Here is a 15,065-nt window from a genome sequence, read left to right as displayed (position 1 = left end):
GATGAAACAGAAACTTTCTGCCGAGACGTCCCGTCTCGACGACGCCGCCCGGGCGGGCTGGCTCTATTACGTTGCCGGCAACACCCAGGACGAGATCGCGCGCAAGCTCGGCGTCTCGCGGCAGTCGGCCCAACGGCTGGTGTCGCTAGCCGTCAGCGAACGCCTGATCAAGGTCCGGCTCGATCACCCGATCGCCCATTGCATGGAGCTTTCCAGCCGGCTGACCGAGAAATTCGAGCTCAAGGGCTGCGAAGTCGTACCGAGCGACCCGGACGCACCGTCTTCCACGGTGGGCATTGCCCAGGCGGCAGCCACCGAAATGGAGCGCCATTTCCGGTCGCAACAACCCAAGATCATTGCCTATGGCACGGGCAGGACCCTGAGGGCCTCGGTCGACCAGCTGCCGATGATGGACTGTCCGCAGCACAGAGTGGTCTCGCTTCTGGGCAACATGATGTCCGACGGCTCGGCCTCCGCCTACAACGTCATCATCCGCCTCGCCGACAGGATCAACGCGCGCCACTACCCGATGCCGCTGCCCGTGTTCGCCCGTTCGCGCGAGGAGCTGCAACTGCTGCACAATCAGGAAGCCGTGCACAATATTCTCGATCTGATCCGCCAGGCGGACGCCACCTTTGTCGGCGTCGGCAACATGGGGCCGACCGCACCGCTGGCCAAGGACGGCTTCGTCAGCCTCGACGAAATGCGCGCTCTTGAAAATGCGGGGGCGACCGGGGAAATCACCAGCTGGGTCTATGACCGGAACGGCAAGCTGATCGAGGGGCTCACCAACGACCTCGTCGCCAGCGCACCCCTGCTTCCGGCCGGGGAAAAACCGGTCTACGGCATCGCTGCCGGCGAAGCCAAAGTGTCGGCCATACTCGGCGCCCTGAGAGGCAAATTCATCAATTTCCTGATCACCAACGAAACAACAGCTGAGCAATTGCTCAAGTGCTGAGCTTTTTCTCAATGTACATAAATATCTGATTAAAAAAGACTTTTTGCGATGCAGCGAAAAGTCTTTTTTGTTTCAGGCGATTTCCGCCTTGACTCCCGCGCGGATTTGGAGCGAATATTTGCTCGCAAGAATGGCAAATGCCCAATCTCGCTTGGGAGGAAAACATGGCATTTCATACCCGTGCGCTTGTCAGCGCATGTGCACTCGCTGCGCTCTGCACAACCGCATCCGCAGAAACAATCACCATCGCGACCGTGAACAACGGCGACATGATCCGCATGCAGGGTCTGACGAAGGACTTCACGGACAAGAACCCCGACATCGAAGTCAAATGGCTGACCATGGAGGAGAATGTTCTCCGCCAGCGCGTCACCACGGACGTCGCCACCAAGGGCGGCCAGTTCGACGTCATGACCATCGGCACCTACGAGGTTCCGATCTGGGGCAAGCAAGGCTGGCTCGTGTCCCTGAACGACCTGCCGGAAAGCTACGACGTTGACGACCTGCTGCCCGCCATCCGTGGCGGCCTGACCGTCGACGGCGAGCTCTATGCTGCTCCGTTCTATGGCGAAAGCTCCATGGTCATGTACCGGACCGACCTGATGGAAAAGGCCGGTCTGGAGATGCCGGAAGCACCGACTTGGGATTTCATCGTCGAGGCCGCCAAGGCCATGACCGACAAGGACAATGAGATCTACGGCATCTGCCTGCGCGGCAAGGCCGGCTGGGGTGAGAACATGGCGTTCCTGACGGCCATGGCCAACTCCTTCGGTGCGCGCTGGTTCGACATGGACTGGAAGCCGCAATTCGACTCTCCGGAATGGAAGGCGACCCTCACGACCTATCTGGACGTGATGAACGAAGCCGGACCTCCGGGTGCATCTTCCAACGGTTTCAACGAAAACCTCGCCCTCTTCCAGACCGGCAAGTGCGGCATGTGGATCGACGCGACGGTCGCTGCGTCCTTCGTGACCAATCCGAATGACAGCCAGGTCGCCGACAAGGTCGGGTTTGCCCTGGCACCGGACAACGGTCTGGGCAAGCGCGGCAACTGGCTGTGGGCCTGGTCCCTGGCCATCCCGGCCGGCACCCAGAAGGAAGCTGCTGCCAAGAAGTTCATCGAGTGGGCAACCTCCAAGGAATATCTGGAGCTGGTTGCCGCCGAGGAAGGCTGGGCCAACGTTCCTCCGGGCACGCGGACCTCTCTTTACGAGAACCCGGAATACCAGAAGGTGCCTTTCGCCAAGATGACCCTGGACAGCATCAACTCTGCTGATCCGAAGAACCCGACCGTCGAGCCGGTGCCCTATGTCGGCGTCCAGTTCGTGGCCATTCCGGAGTTCCAGGGCATGGCGACCGTCACCGGTCAGGCCTTCTCGGCAGCCCTTGCCGGCTCCATGGACGCCGATGCCGCCCTGGCGGCGGCCCAGGCGACGGCCGAACGCGAAATGAAGAAGGCCGGATACCTCAAGTAGAAGCCTTCAGCGGACCGGCGGGTTCCTGCCCGTCCCGCCGGTCTCCTCCTCTTCCGCAGTTCCTTTATGCTACCTGCTCCAACGAAGAGCAGAGGATCCAATCATGGCTACCCAGCACTCCCGTGCAGCGGCCCGTTTCATGATCTCGCCGGCAGTTCTGCTGCTGCTGGGATGGATGATCATCCCGCTGTCGATGACCCTTTATTTCTCGTTCCTGCGCTACAACCTGCTCATTCCGGGCATGGAAGAGTGGACCGGCTGGACCAACTACGAGTTCTTCCTGACCGACCCCGCCTTCTTCGCGGCGCTCAAGAACACCCTGCTCCTGGTCGGCGGCGTGCTGCTGATCACGATTGTCGGCGGCGTGCTCCTGGCGCTCCTGCTCGACCAGCCCATGTGGGGCCAGGGCATCGTTCGTATCCTCGTGATCGCCCCGTTCTTCGTCATGCCGACCGTTTCGGCACTGGTCTGGAAGAACATGTTCATGAACCCGGTCAGCGGCCTCTTTGCCTACATGGCCAAGGCCGTCGGGCTCGAACCGTTCGATTTCCTGGCGCATGCGCCGCTGTTCTCGATCATCCTGATCGTTGCCTGGGGATGGCTGCCTTTCGCGACCCTCATCCTGCTGACGGCGCTGCAGTCGCTCGACAGCGAGCAACTGGAAGCCGCCGAAATGGACGGCGCAAATTTCCTCAACCGGTTCGTCTTCATCATGGTGCCGCACCTGGCGCGCTCGATCACCGTCGTGATCCTGATCCAGACGATCTTCCTGCTGTCGGTGTTCGCCGAGATCCTGGTCACCACCAATGGCGGGCCGGGCAACGCCTCCACCAACCTCACCTTCCTGATCTACGCCCAGTCGCTGCTTCAGTTCGACGTCGGCGGCGGATCCGCCGGCGGTGTGGTCGCCATCATCCTCGCCAACATTGTCGCGATCTTCCTGATGCGGATGATCGGCAAGAACCTGGAGGCCTGACCATGGCGCGCGCAATCTCAAACCGCCGCAAGGCCGTCACCACGTTCTTTGCCTGGGTGATCGGCCTTGCCATCTTCTTCCCGATCCTGTGGACCGTGCTGACCAGCTTCAAGACGGAAGCGGAAGCGATCGCGTCTCCTCCAAGCTTCCTCTTCTTCGACTGGACGCTGGAAAACTACAGCACGGTCCAGGAGCGCTCGGACTATTTCAGGCACTTCTGGAACTCCGTTGTCATCTCCGTGGGATCGACACTGCTTGGCCTTCTGATCGCGATCCCGGCCGCCTGGTCCATGGCCTTCGTGCCGGGCAAGCGGACCAAGGACGTCCTGATGTGGATGCTGTCCACCAAGATGCTGCCGCCGGTCGGCGTGCTGATCCCGATCTACCTTTTGTTCCGGGATTTCGGCCTGCTCGACACCCGCATCGGCCTGGTGGTGGTGCTGACCCTGATCAACCTGCCGATCATCATCTGGATGCTGTTCACCTACTTCCGCGAAATTCCCGGCGAAATCCTGGAAGCCGCGCGGATGGACGGTGCCGAGCTGTGGGCCGAGATCGTTCATGTGCTGACGCCCATGGCCGTGCCCGGCATTGCCTCGACGCTGCTGCTGAACATCATCCTGTCCTGGAACGAGGCGTTCTGGACCCTGAACCTCACGGCGGTCGATGCCGCTCCCCTCACCGCTTTCATTGCAAGTTATTCCAGCCCGGAAGGCCTGTTCTTCGCAAAGCTGAGCGCCGCCTCGACCATGGCGATTGCGCCCATCCTCATTCTCGGCTGGTTCAGCCAAAAACAACTTGTGCGCGGCCTGACCTTCGGCGCGGTGAAATAGGAGACGGACCATGGGTCAGATTACGCTCAACCAGATCACCAAGAGCTTCGGTGACGTGCAAGTCATCCCGCCGCTCGACCTTCAGATCAACGATGGCGAATTCGTCGTGTTTGTCGGCCCCTCCGGCTGCGGCAAGTCCACCTTGCTGCGCCTGATTGCCGGCCTGGAGGACGTCACCAGCGGTGCGATCACCATCGACGGTCGGGACGCAACGGAAGTTCCGCCCGCCAAGCGCGGCCTTGCCATGGTGTTCCAGTCCTACGCACTTTACCCGCACATGTCGGTGCGCAAGAACATCGCCTTCCCGCTGCGAATGGCCGGTCTCGACAAGGCCGCCCAGAATGAAAAGGTCGAAGCCGCCGCCAAGGTTCTGAACCTGACGGATTATCTTGACCGGCGCCCGGGACAGCTTTCCGGCGGCCAGCGCCAGCGTGTCGCCATCGGCCGGGCCATCGTCCGTGAACCCGCGGCCTTCCTGTTCGACGAACCGCTGTCGAACCTGGACGCCGCGCTGCGCGTGAACATGCGCCTGGAAATTTCCGAGCTGCACCAGTCGCTCAAGACCACGATGATCTACGTCACCCATGACCAGGTCGAGGCCATGACCATGGCCGACAAGATCGTGGTGCTGCAGGCTGGCGTCATCGAGCAGGTCGGATCGCCGCTGGAGCTGTACCACACGCCGCGCAACAAGTTCGTTGCCGGCTTCATCGGCTCTCCGAAGATGAATTTCTTCATGGGCTCCTACGCTTCCGAATACGACGCCACCACGATCGGGGTACGCCCGGAACATCTTTCGGTTTCCGCCTCCGACGGCAAGTGGGCCGGCAAGGTCGGCGTCTCCGAGCATCTGGGCTCTGACACGTTCCTCTATGTCGATATCGAGGGTGTCGACGAGCCGGTCACCGTGCGTTCGTCGGGCGAGGTCTCCCTGCGCCACGGCGACACGGCGTATCTCACGCCGGACGCGGAAAAAATCCACCGCTTCGACAATCAGGGCCTGCGCATCGCATGACACGGCTTTCCGGAAAATCGGCGCTGATCACCGGGGCCGCCCGGGGCATCGGCAAGGCCTTCGCCGTGCGTTATGCGGCCGAGGGGGCACGGGTCGCCATCGGCGATATCAACCTTGCCGGCGCCGAGGCAGCCGCGGCCGAGATCGGCCCCAATGCCTATGCCGTCCGGCTTGACGTCACCGACCAGGCCTCCATCGACGCGGCGATCGCCTCCGTCGAACAGGAAACCGGCGGCCTCGACATTCTGGTCAACAACGCGGCCCTGTTTGATCTCGCTCCCATCGTCGAGATCACCCGCGACAGCTTCAACCGGCTGTTCGAGATCAATGTCGGCGGCACCCTGTTCATGATGCAGGCGGCTGCGAAGTCCATGATCAAGCGCGGCCAGGGTGGCAAGATCGTCAATATGGCCAGCCAGGCCGGCCGGCGCGGCGAAGCGCTGGTTGGCGTCTACTGCGCCACCAAGGCCGCGGTGATCAGCCTGACGCAATCGGCGGGCCTCGACCTCATCAAGCACGGCATCAACGTCAACGCGATCGCGCCGGGCGTTGTCGACGGCGAGCACTGGGACGGCGTCGACGCGCTCTTCGCCAGACATGAAGGCCTGCAGCCAGGTGAAAAGAAAGCCGCCGTCGGGGCCGCCGTGCCCTACGGGCGCATGGGCACCGCCGACGACCTCGCCGGAATGGCGGTCTTCCTGGCAACTTCCGAGGCCGACTATATCGTCGCGCAAACCTACAACGTCGATGGCGGCAACTGGATGAGCTGACCAATGACACGAAAGCTGAACAACACTGTGCTCGCGACCCTTCCCGAAACCGTCAAGGCCCCGGCCTATGCCCGCGCCGACCTCTCCCCCGGCATCCTGCATATCGGTGTCGGCAATTTTCATCGTGCCCACCAGGCCATCTACCTGAGCAAGCTGTTCGATCTCGGCGAAGGCCGGGACTGGGCCATCGTCGGCGCGGGGCTGAAGCCCTATGACACGGCAATGCGCGACCGGCTCGCCCCCCAGGACTGGCTGACCACGGTGGTCGAGCTTGATCCGAATGGTCTCAGTGCCCAGGTCTGCGGCGCGATGATCGACTTCATCGAGGTCGACCCTGCAGCCCTGATCGAGCGGCTCAGCCAGGCCGATATTCGCATCGTCTCGCTGACCATCACCGAAGGCGGCTATTTCGTCGACCCGAATACCGGCGGCTTCGACACCCGCCATCCGGAAATACAGGCGGACCTGGAACATCCGGACACGCCCGGGACCGTTTTCGGGGTGCTCGTCGCGGCACTGTTGCGGCGCCGGGACAGGGGCCTGCCGCCGTTCACCGTGATGTCCTGTGACAATCTTCCGGAAAACGGCCACATGGCCAAACAGGCGGTTGCCGGCTACGCGACCGCGCTGTCGCCGGAAACCGGTGCCTGGATTGCCGACAACGTCGCCTTTCCGAACGGCATGGTCGACTGCATCACCCCGGCGACCGGCGAGCGCGAACGCAAACTCGTGCAGGACACGTTCGACCTCGAGGACGCGGCCCCCGTCGTCTGTGAACCCTTCCGGCAATGGGTGCTGGAGGACAACTTCCCGGCCGGACGCCCCGCGCTGGAGAAGGTCGGCGTCGAATTCGTCGCCGACGTCGCGCCCTATGAGCTGATGAAGCTGCGGATCCTGAATGGCGGCCACGCGGCCATTGCCTATCCCGGCGCCCTGCTCGGCCATTATTTCGTTCATGACGCCATGGCCGATCCGTTGATCCGCGCCTTCCTGAAAAAGCTTGAGGAAGAGGAAGTCCTTCCGACCGTTCCGGAAATTCCGGGGGTCAGCTTCACCGATTATCTCGACACGGTGATGGAGCGTTTTTCCAATCCCGCCGTTGGCGACACGATTCCGCGCCTGTGCCTGGACGGGTCCAACCGGCAACCGAAATTCATCCTGCCATCGATCCAGGACCGTCTCGACAAGGGCCTGTCCGTGACCGGTCTCGCGCTGGAAACCGCGCTCTGGTGCCGCTATTGCCTCGGCCGGAACGAGGCGGGCGAGGCCCATGTCATCGAAGATGGCAGCGCCGCCCTGCTGCAGGACTGGGCCCGGGATGTCTTTGAAGGCACTGCGGACGCGTTTGTGATGCCGGAGCTTTTCGGGGCGCTCGGTTCCAACCCGGTCTTCCTGAAGGCCTTCTGCCACGCGGCCGAGCAGATCGGCACGATCGGCGTTGCCGAAACACTGAAGAGATATCTTGACGGCTCGTTCGCCGACGCCTCGATCCGGCACGCCTCCGCCTGAGTCGTTTGCGGCAGCCTCTCTCCATAGCTGTCGATGACGATATCACACTCGGTGTCGCCCCGGCCAAGCGCAGCACGAGCCGGGAACCAGGACGCCCGCGCAGATGTTTGTGACAAACCGTCAGGATGAAGGGTCCCGGGTCACTGCTTGCGCGGAGATGACAGCTGAGAAAACTGAAATGCCGGGCTTATGCCAACCTCATAAGATAGGAACCTATCTTTTGAGGTTGGTATTACGCCCGCTCCTCCATTTGAGCCGCAAGGGACCAGTCATTCCAATAGGCAGACCATAGATCCTTGTATTGTGCCGGATCATAACCAAGCGTCTGGAACGAGAAGTCGATCCATTCGCCGACATGCTTCATTTCCGTGACGATGGTCTGCCGGCTCCTGATATGCTTGGCACGGATGTCCGCCATCAGGGCCGCCATTCTGAGCGGCAGGATCTCGACCACCAGCGGATTGAAATAGTCAGGCGACTGTTTCAGGTTCCTTGCCCAGTCGTCTCGCTGGCGTTCGAGCTCCTCGAAACTCCGCTCCCCGCCGACGACCTCCTGCAGGACCCCGATCGGGTCCGGTTCCACACCCTTGAAGCGAAACTCGAGCCGGTCACAGACAGCGAGCAGAAAACTGATCCAATGCCGGGCCGAGCCGTCGATTTCCGGATGTGTCATGGGAAATGTCCACGTTTTCAAAATATACAGCCGCCCCGCAAAAAGGCGGATCAAACAAACAGAAATTCCAAACAGCTACAGAACAACTTCAGGCATTTCGCAAAAGGTGCGCGATACATTTCCAAAACAATTGGTTGCAAAAGATGGCAAAAATGAGCCAGCAGTCATGTTTTGGAAAAAGGCTGGGAAGCAATCGTGACGATATACCTCTGGAGAGGGTGTAAATGCCCGCATTCCCGCACCGTCGTCCTCCCGGCCAAACGCAACGCGCGCCGGGACCCGGAACTCCAGTGCAGATGTTTGTGCCACGGAGTGACGATGAAGGGTCCTCTCCGCTTTCGCGGAGATGACAGCTGGTGGGCCGATCACAGGGCTGTCAGTTTTCATAACTCCGCCGGCACGATCACGGACCGCCCTTCCTTCCGGTGCAGGATCTCAAGCGGAAAGTCATAGGCCCGTGTCAGCAGCTCGGGACGCATCACCTGATCGCGCGCGCCGAAGGCGAGACGTTCTCCCTTGCGCATGACCAGGACCCGGTCGGCAAAGGCCGCCGTCAGGTTGAGATCATGCAGGACGGCGACGACGCCGCCGCCCCGGGCGGCATAGTCCCGCGCGAGACTCATGATCTGGACCTGGTGCCTGATGTCGAGGCTGGAGACCGGTTCGTCGAGGAACAGCCAGCGCGGCGGAGCGTCCACCGGCAGCGGTTCCCAGACCTGGCACAGCACCCTCGCCAGCTGCACCCGCTGCTGTTCGCCGCCGGAAAGGTCCTGGTAGGTCCTGCCCTCGAACCCCGCCAGGCCGACCCGGTCCAGGGCCTCGGCTGTGCGCCGCGCACGCGTCTGGCGAACCGTGCCCCTGTCGATCAGTCCGAGGCCGATCACTTCGGCGACATTGAGCGGAAAGGAAATCTGGCTTGCCTGCGGCAATACTCCCCGCAGGGAGGCCAGGGTTTCGGGAGCAATCTCATTGACGTCCCGGCCGCCGAGCGCAATCGAACCGTCATAGGCCAATTCACCGGTCATGGCCCGCATCAGCGTTGTCTTGCCCGATCCGCTCGGCCCGATGATCGCCAGCAACTCGCCGGCCCCGGCCTGAAACGAGAGATCCCTGACGATCCGTGTCCGGCCGGCCGAGATCCCGACGCGTTCAACCACTAGCCCGTCTGTCGGCGACGTCATTTCGATGGAGGAGTGATGATACATGTGTCAGCCCTCAAAGACCTGTCAGGCCGCGCTTGCGCAGCAGGATCCACAGGAAGAAAGGCGCGCCGGCAAAGGCGGTGATGATGCCGATCGGCATCTCCGCGGGTGCAACGATGGTCCGTGCGAGCGTGTCGGCGGCAATCAGCAACGACGCGCCGAGCAGACCCGACGCCGGCAGCAGATAACGATGGTCCGGACCGATGGTCAGGCGCAGCAGATGCGGGACGACGATGCCGACAAACCCGATGCCGCCGCTGACCGCGACCGACGCGCCGGTGGCCGCGGCCACAAGCAGGATGCTGAGGTTCTTCAGCCTCTGCACGCGAACGCCGAGATGGGCAGCCGCCGCCTCGCCGAGGGTCAGGGCGTTCAGGCCGCGCGCCAGGAACGGAACGCTCACCAGCATCGCCAGGATGATCGGCGCGGCGGACAGGACCTTCTCCCAGTTGGAACCGGCCAGCGAGCCCAGGCCCCAGAACTGAAGGTCACGCAGTTGCTGGTCATCGGCGACATAGACCAGAAGCCCCGTCATCGCTCCCGTCAGCGCGCCGAGCGCGATGCCTGCAAGCAGCAGCGTTGCCACCGAGGTGATCCCGCCGCGCGTGCCGATCCGGTAGAGCAGCAGCGTCGTGACGAGCCCGCCGGCAAAGGCCGCAAGCGGCACCGCATAGATGCCGAGAAGCGCCATCACCGGCGCGAGCGCCGCATTGCCGAGCACGATGAACAGCGCCGCGCCGAGACCGGCGCCGGCCGAAACGCCGACAATGCCCGGGTCCGCCAGGGGATTGCGGAAAAGCCCCTGCATGACCGCACCGGAGACGGCCAGCGCCGCCCCCACGAGCGCCCCCAGAACCAGCCGCGGCAGACGAATGTCCATGACCACGATCCAGTCCCGCAGGGAAACCCCGTCCGGGGCGCCGTCTCCCGCCGCCAGGACATGTCCTGGAACATGCGGCAGCAGATCCAGAACCGGAACCGCGATCGGTCCGGTCGCAAGACTGCCGAGCATGACCGCAAGCGTGAGCAGGACGAGCCCGCCGGTGACAATCCGGGCAAGAGGTTCCCGGTTGCCATCGCCGGCCTCCGTCAGTCCGAACAGGGCCGCCACCCTTGCGGAACGCGGCCATAGGGACATTTCACTCATTGCTCCGGTCAGCCCCGGGTCTCGGCGAGCCGGGCGGCAAGGTCCCGGACGGCCTCGGCCGTGCGCGGGCCGAACCCGAGCAGGTACTGGCCGCCCATGGTGACAAGGCGCTTGTGCTTGCCGGCCGGCGTCTTGCCAAGTGCGGGATGGCTGAACAGTTCATCGGCACTGGCGCCATGATCGCCGGTCCTGTCCATCATCAGCACCACGTCGGGTGCTGCACTGAGGATCGCTTCGTCGCTCAGTTGCTTGTAGCCGGTAAAATCGGAAACGGCGTTGGTCGCCCCCGCCAGTTTCAGAATGCCGTCGGCCGCGGTGCCGGTGCCCGAGGCCAGGATGCGTCCCCCCCTGGTGGAGAGGATGAACAGGACACGGATGCCAGCCGACCTGTCGCCGGCATCCTCACGGGCCGCCGCTAGATCCGCTTCCAGTTTTCTGGCCAGAGGTTCGGCACGACCCGAGACGCCCAGGGCCTCCCCGACGGTACGAACCTTGGCGACGATGCCTTCCCCGGTATAGGCTTCCGGCACCCTGGCGATGGCGATCCCGGATTTCTCCAGGACCTCCACGGCCTCGGGCGGCCCGCTTCCCTCCAGCATCAGGATCAGATCCGGATCGACGGACAGCACGCCTTCCGGCGACAGCGCGCGGATGTAACCGACATCCGGCAGGGTGTTCGCCTCTGACGGAAAGGTGCTCGTGGTGTCCCGCGCGATCAGCCGGTGCTGCTCACCGAGTGCAAAGACGACCTCGGTCACCGAGCCGCCGACAGCAACGATCCGCCGGGCGTCAACCGGGGCATCGTCGCCCGCCAAGAGCGGTTTTTCCGGAAGGAACAGCGCGGTACCCGTCAAGGCGATGGCAGCGGCGATCCCCAGAAGGCGGTTGGAAAATAGACGGCTCATTCCGCGGCTCCCAGCTGGATGGCACGATCGAGTTTCGGAAGGTTCTCGGCAAGACCCCGCCAGTCGGACCGTTCCCGGTTGCCTTCGCCGCGCACGCCGAAGAACTGGATGATCTGCCGTCCGTCGCTGTCATAGGCCTCGACGGACGTGACATGACCGACATCGGCCGGTTTGCGCACTGCCCAGACCTCGTGAATGTGGTCGGTTCTCAGATGGAGATGGAAGGTCGGATCCATCACGTTGATCCATGGCCCCTTATCCATCACGGTTGCTACGGCGCCGGAATGGATCTGGATGCACCCCCTGTTGCCGACGAAACACATGATCGGAATGCTCTCTGACGCCGCCAGGCGCAGCAGCGCGGGGACAGCCCCCCGATCCAGTGGCCAGGCCCAGTCGTCACCGGCCAGTTCGAAGGCGCTGATCCGGTCGAGATCGAGATCCCTGAGCATGCCATGAAACTGGTGCGGATCGCTCATGGCCTGCCAGCGCTCGCGCAACTGCGCCTCCGCGCCGTCGACGGGCCGCTTGCGGACAAACGGTTCGGCCTCCGTCACCTCCGGCAAGCGATCTGGCGTCTGGTCGTCCAGCAACAGGGTCTCCACCAGCCTGTCCCAGGCGGCACGATCGGTGTCGGGGCGGGCATGGATCTTCTGCACCGCCTCGCCATGCGCATCGAAGAATTGCAGGGAACGGCGCACGTCCTTGCCGTCGGATTTCTCCACGGCGAAGCCATGCACCCAACTGGCCGGAAACATGCGTGTGTCGATCTGCTCACCCAGCATCAGGGCGGCGCGCTTGCCGTTCACAAACTTCTCGAACGGGCCGATCTTCTCATGCACGGCGCTTTCATTGCGTGTCAGCGCCATCACCTCGCCGACACCCTGCAGGCCCGGAAAGAGATCGTCGAAACGCGGTGCGATCCGTTTCACGCCGTGACCGACAAAACTTGCGACCAGCTCGGCTTCCGTGACATCGAGACTGTGGGCCAGATCCCGTTCCCGCATTTTCGGATTGCGCGCGCGGGCCTCACGGATTTCCGCCGCACCCGGCCTGGTTTCTGGAGAATTCGGATCGGCTTTCATCGAACTTGCCTCACTGCCTTTGGTCTGTCTTTCGCAACACAAAGCCCCGACGCGTTTTCATAACCTTATGAAATCACGAAGAAATCTGGAACATTTCTAAACTGAGGCTTTCTTGCTGCGGCTGCGAACTAATACTTGACTCCTATACTCATGTTTCATTAGGACATCAATACCTGAGTCAAAGACTCATGTTAAAAATGCTGTTTGAGAGGCAGCGAAAAAGGACGCGATCACGCGCACTCTTGGAGATTTTTATGGGGCTCAACTCGACCTTTCATTCCCGCCTTCTGGGCGGTGTCGCTCTTTGGATTCTGGCGAATAGTGGCGGAGCACTCGCCCAGGACACTCTGCCGGATCCGGAAGAGACGCCGGCAGGGCCGGTGCTCACGGCACCATCCGAAGAACCTGTTTCCCTGCTGCAGCAGATCGTGATCAGCGCCGGCGTCCCGAAGGTTGCCATCGACACGCCGCAGGCGGTTACGGTGCTTGACCAGGAAGGCCTCGACGCCCGGCAGGCGCGCACCATCGGCGACATCTTCAGCGAGGTTCCGGGTGTCACGCCGATCGGCTCGAATTCCGTGCTGGGCGAAAGCATCAACATTCGCGGCATCGGCGAAGCGCTTTCGGGCGACGAGACCCGCATCATCATCCAGGTCGACGGCGTCAACAAGTTCTTCGAGCAGTACCGGATGGGGTCCTTCTTCTCCGATCCGGAGCTGTACAAGCAGGTCGAGGTCCTGCGCGGCCCCGCCTCGTCGACGCTCTACGGCTCGGGTGCGATGGGGGGCGTGGTTACCTTCACCACCAAGGATGCCGGCGACTTCCTCGATCCGGGCGACAGGCTCGGCGGGCGTGTGAAGACAAGCTGGGATTCCAACGGCAATGGCTGGCTCGGCAGCGCCATCGTCGCGGCGGAGCCGGTGAAGAACCTGGAACTGCTCGGGGCCCTCAACTATCGCCAGTCCCAGGACCTCACCGACGGCCACGGGGACAAGATCGACGATTCGGACTTCGCGTCCGTCAACGGGCTGATCAAGGCGCGTTACACGTTCGGCGACAATGACGACCAGTCGGTCTTCGCCAGCTACCAGAACTGGTCGAGCAACGAGGACAACCAGAACTACGACCAGGTTGCCTGGGGCCCCGATTTCGGCGATGTCGACCGGACCGTCACCGACCAGACGGCCATCCTCGGCTACGAAAACGCCTTCACCGGCAACGACCTCCTGGACGTGAAGGCCCAGGTGAGCTGGTCCGACACAAGGGTCGAACAGAAGAACCAGGACCAGCTCTGCGTCCAGTTCGCGCCGCCTCCGGCACCGCCGACCTGCTACTATCCCTTCGGCTACAACTCTGAATATTCCTACGAGACCTTGCAGGGCAAGCTCGACAACGTGTCCACATTCCAGCTGGGCGACAGCTGGATGGCCTATGTCACCACCGGTCTTGATGCCCAGTACCAGGAACGGCGCAACCCGCGCGACTTCGGCTCCTATACGCGAAGCGGCTCCGGCTCCCACCCGGAAGGCGAGACCACGAATGCCGGTGTCTACACCCAGGCGGAATTCGTCTGGAACGACCGTGTCACCCTGATCCCGGGCATGCGCATCGACTACGCCAATGTCCATGTCGGCAGCTATGTCGACGGCACCGGCAACACGGTCGACCTGAACCAGGACAAGACGAGGTTCGGCTACTCACCGAAACTGGCCGCCATGGTCAAGCTGAGCGACTGGCTCGGCGTGTTCGGGTCGGTTGCCCATACCGAGCGGCTGCCGTCGCTCGACGAGGTCTTTTCCAACTACACGGTCAATGCCATCGAGAAGGAACAGTCGAACAATTTCGAGGCGGGGATCACGCTCTCCTTCGACGATCTCGTTGTTGGCGGCGACGCGCTCCGCCTCAAGGGAACCGCGTTCCGGAACAACATCACCAACTATTACGCCAGCTACTGGAACGGCACCGATGTGGTCACCGAGATCATTCCGAAGGCCCGTTACGAAGGCCTGGAACTGGAGGCGTCCTACCGCACCGGAAGCGTCTACGGCTCGCTCGGCGCATCGCTGATCCGGGGAGAAAATGTCAGCACCGGCGGTTACATGAACGCCGTTCCCGCAGACAACGCCTTCCTCAGGATCGGCTATGTACACCAGCCATGGAATCTCGATTTCGGCTGGAAGGGCGACTTCTACGCCGCCCAGGACAGGGTCGGCACCGACGAGGACGAAACCGCCGGCTACGTGCTGCACAATCTCTACGCCTCCTGGAAACCCGAGGAAGGCCATCTTGCCGGCAGCGAGCTCCGGTTCAACGTCGACAACATCTTCGACAAGTCCTACCGCAATCATCTCAGCGAAGACGAAGGCGCAGGCCGGAGTTTCAAGCTGAGCTTCGCCAAGAAGTTCTGACCCAGGCCCCGCCGCCCGGCAGACCGGGCGGCGGTTTGGGGGGACTGTGCCCTGCTTCAGGGACGAACAGGCGTCACCACCAGGCCGCTCCGCGGTTCACCCCCACCCC

The 15,065-nt window shown here is 62.6% G+C and carries 14 protein-coding genes; 9 read left to right on the top strand and 5 right to left on the bottom strand.

Annotated elements, in window-relative coordinates:
• Position 1 precedes the first annotated feature (1 nt).
• From O6760_RS13360 to O6760_RS13330, 7 genes are all read left to right on the top strand, one after another.
• On the top strand, positions 2-958 hold the full coding sequence (locus tag O6760_RS13360) for a sugar-binding transcriptional regulator (RefSeq protein ID WP_269585852.1): 957 nt from the start codon (positions 2-4) through the stop codon (positions 956-958).
• A 164-nt stretch (positions 959-1,122) separates the two neighbouring features.
• On the top strand, positions 1,123-2,433 hold the full coding sequence (locus O6760_RS13355) for an ABC transporter substrate-binding protein (RefSeq protein WP_269585851.1): 1,311 nt from the start codon (positions 1,123-1,125) through the stop codon (positions 2,431-2,433).
• A gap of 103 nt (positions 2,434-2,536) precedes the next feature.
• The gene (locus O6760_RS13350) at positions 2,537-3,409 is read left to right on the top strand and encodes a carbohydrate ABC transporter permease (RefSeq protein ID WP_269585850.1); all 873 of its coding nucleotides are present in this window, start codon (positions 2,537-2,539) and stop codon (positions 3,407-3,409) included.
• A gap of 2 nt (positions 3,410-3,411) precedes the next feature.
• Positions 3,412-4,242 carry a carbohydrate ABC transporter permease gene (locus O6760_RS13345; RefSeq protein ID WP_269585849.1) on the top strand — a complete coding sequence of 277 codons (831 nt, stop codon included), beginning with the start codon at positions 3,412-3,414 and terminating at the stop codon, positions 4,240-4,242.
• A gap of 10 nt (positions 4,243-4,252) precedes the next feature.
• Positions 4,253-5,257: an ABC transporter ATP-binding protein gene (locus O6760_RS13340; protein WP_269585848.1), complete on the top strand. Its 1,005-nt coding sequence runs from the start codon at positions 4,253-4,255 to the stop codon at positions 5,255-5,257.
• On the top strand, positions 5,254-6,027 hold the full coding sequence (locus tag O6760_RS13335) for an L-iditol 2-dehydrogenase (RefSeq protein ID WP_269585847.1): 774 nt from the start codon (positions 5,254-5,256) through the stop codon (positions 6,025-6,027). Before O6760_RS13340 ends, O6760_RS13335 begins: the two co-directional genes overlap by 4 nt.
• A gap of 3 nt (positions 6,028-6,030) precedes the next feature.
• Positions 6,031-7,536, top strand: coding sequence for a mannitol dehydrogenase family protein (locus tag O6760_RS13330; protein WP_269585846.1), 1,506 nt, complete (start codon positions 6,031-6,033; stop codon positions 7,534-7,536).
• A 232-nt stretch (positions 7,537-7,768) separates the two neighbouring features.
• On the opposite strand, the gene O6760_RS13325 is transcribed toward O6760_RS13330, so the two are convergent.
• Positions 7,769-8,209, bottom strand: a complete 441-nt coding sequence (locus O6760_RS13325; RefSeq protein WP_269585845.1) for a hypothetical protein — start codon at positions 8,207-8,209, stop codon at positions 7,769-7,771.
• Between O6760_RS13325 and O6760_RS13320 the strand changes: the two genes are divergently transcribed.
• On the top strand, positions 8,208-8,408 hold the full coding sequence (locus O6760_RS13320) for a hypothetical protein (RefSeq protein ID WP_269585844.1): 201 nt from the start codon (positions 8,208-8,210) through the stop codon (positions 8,406-8,408). The two genes, O6760_RS13325 and O6760_RS13320, sit on opposite strands and share 2 nt — an antisense overlap.
• Before the next feature lie 184 nt (positions 8,409-8,592).
• On the opposite strand, the gene O6760_RS13315 is transcribed toward O6760_RS13320, so the two are convergent.
• Genes O6760_RS13315 through O6760_RS13300 form a run of 4 tightly spaced genes read right to left on the bottom strand, consistent with a single transcriptional unit; the run spans position 8,593 to position 12,548 of the window.
• Complete coding sequence (locus tag O6760_RS13315) at positions 8,593-9,414, bottom strand: heme ABC transporter ATP-binding protein (RefSeq protein WP_269585843.1); 822 nt, start codon at positions 9,412-9,414, stop codon at positions 8,593-8,595.
• 10 nt (positions 9,415-9,424) lie between these two features.
• Positions 9,425-10,549, bottom strand: coding sequence for a FecCD family ABC transporter permease (locus O6760_RS13310; RefSeq protein ID WP_269585842.1), 1,125 nt, complete (start codon positions 10,547-10,549; stop codon positions 9,425-9,427).
• 17 nt (positions 10,550-10,566) lie between these two features.
• On the bottom strand, positions 10,567-11,463 hold the full coding sequence (locus O6760_RS13305) for a heme/hemin ABC transporter substrate-binding protein (RefSeq protein WP_269585841.1): 897 nt from the start codon (positions 11,461-11,463) through the stop codon (positions 10,567-10,569).
• Positions 11,460-12,548, bottom strand: a complete 1,089-nt coding sequence (locus tag O6760_RS13300; protein ID WP_269585840.1) for a hemin-degrading factor — start codon at positions 12,546-12,548, stop codon at positions 11,460-11,462. The genes O6760_RS13305 and O6760_RS13300 overlap by 4 nt, the downstream gene beginning before the upstream one ends.
• A gap of 254 nt (positions 12,549-12,802) precedes the next feature.
• On the opposite strand from O6760_RS13300, the gene O6760_RS13295 reads away from it, so the two are divergent.
• Positions 12,803-14,956, top strand: coding sequence for a TonB-dependent receptor domain-containing protein (locus O6760_RS13295; protein WP_269585839.1), 2,154 nt, complete (start codon positions 12,803-12,805; stop codon positions 14,954-14,956).
• Positions 14,957-15,065: the final 109 nt, after the last annotated feature.

This window comes from Roseibium sp. Sym1, assembly GCF_027359675.1.
Taxonomy (GTDB): Bacteria; Pseudomonadota; Alphaproteobacteria; order Rhizobiales; family Stappiaceae; genus Roseibium.
The sequence above is the reverse complement of the archived record's forward strand: the minus strand, read 5'-3'. Positions and strand labels throughout refer to the sequence as shown.

Coding starts and splice junctions, on each gene's coding strand:
- O6760_RS13310 (WP_269585842.1), bottom strand. CDS start 10,549: ATGTCCCTATGGCCGCGTTCCGCAAGGGTGGCGGCCCTGTTCGGACTG.
- O6760_RS13335 (WP_269585847.1), top strand. CDS start 5,254: ATGACACGGCTTTCCGGAAAATCGGCGCTGATCACCGGGGCCGCCCGG.
- O6760_RS13295 (WP_269585839.1), top strand. CDS start 12,803: ATGGGGCTCAACTCGACCTTTCATTCCCGCCTTCTGGGCGGTGTCGCT.
- O6760_RS13300 (WP_269585840.1), bottom strand. CDS start 12,548: ATGAAAGCCGATCCGAATTCTCCAGAAACCAGGCCGGGTGCGGCGGAA.
- O6760_RS13355 (WP_269585851.1), top strand. CDS start 1,123: ATGGCATTTCATACCCGTGCGCTTGTCAGCGCATGTGCACTCGCTGCG.
- O6760_RS13320 (WP_269585844.1), top strand. CDS start 8,208: ATGGGAAATGTCCACGTTTTCAAAATATACAGCCGCCCCGCAAAAAGG.
- O6760_RS13340 (WP_269585848.1), top strand. CDS start 4,253: ATGGGTCAGATTACGCTCAACCAGATCACCAAGAGCTTCGGTGACGTG.
- O6760_RS13315 (WP_269585843.1), bottom strand. CDS start 9,414: ATGTATCATCACTCCTCCATCGAAATGACGTCGCCGACAGACGGGCTA.
- O6760_RS13330 (WP_269585846.1), top strand. CDS start 6,031: ATGACACGAAAGCTGAACAACACTGTGCTCGCGACCCTTCCCGAAACC.
- O6760_RS13325 (WP_269585845.1), bottom strand. CDS start 8,209: ATGACACATCCGGAAATCGACGGCTCGGCCCGGCATTGGATCAGTTTT.
- O6760_RS13345 (WP_269585849.1), top strand. CDS start 3,412: ATGGCGCGCGCAATCTCAAACCGCCGCAAGGCCGTCACCACGTTCTTT.
- O6760_RS13360 (WP_269585852.1), top strand. CDS start 2: ATGAAACAGAAACTTTCTGCCGAGACGTCCCGTCTCGACGACGCCGCC.
- O6760_RS13305 (WP_269585841.1), bottom strand. CDS start 11,463: ATGAGCCGTCTATTTTCCAACCGCCTTCTGGGGATCGCCGCTGCCATC.
- O6760_RS13350 (WP_269585850.1), top strand. CDS start 2,537: ATGGCTACCCAGCACTCCCGTGCAGCGGCCCGTTTCATGATCTCGCCG.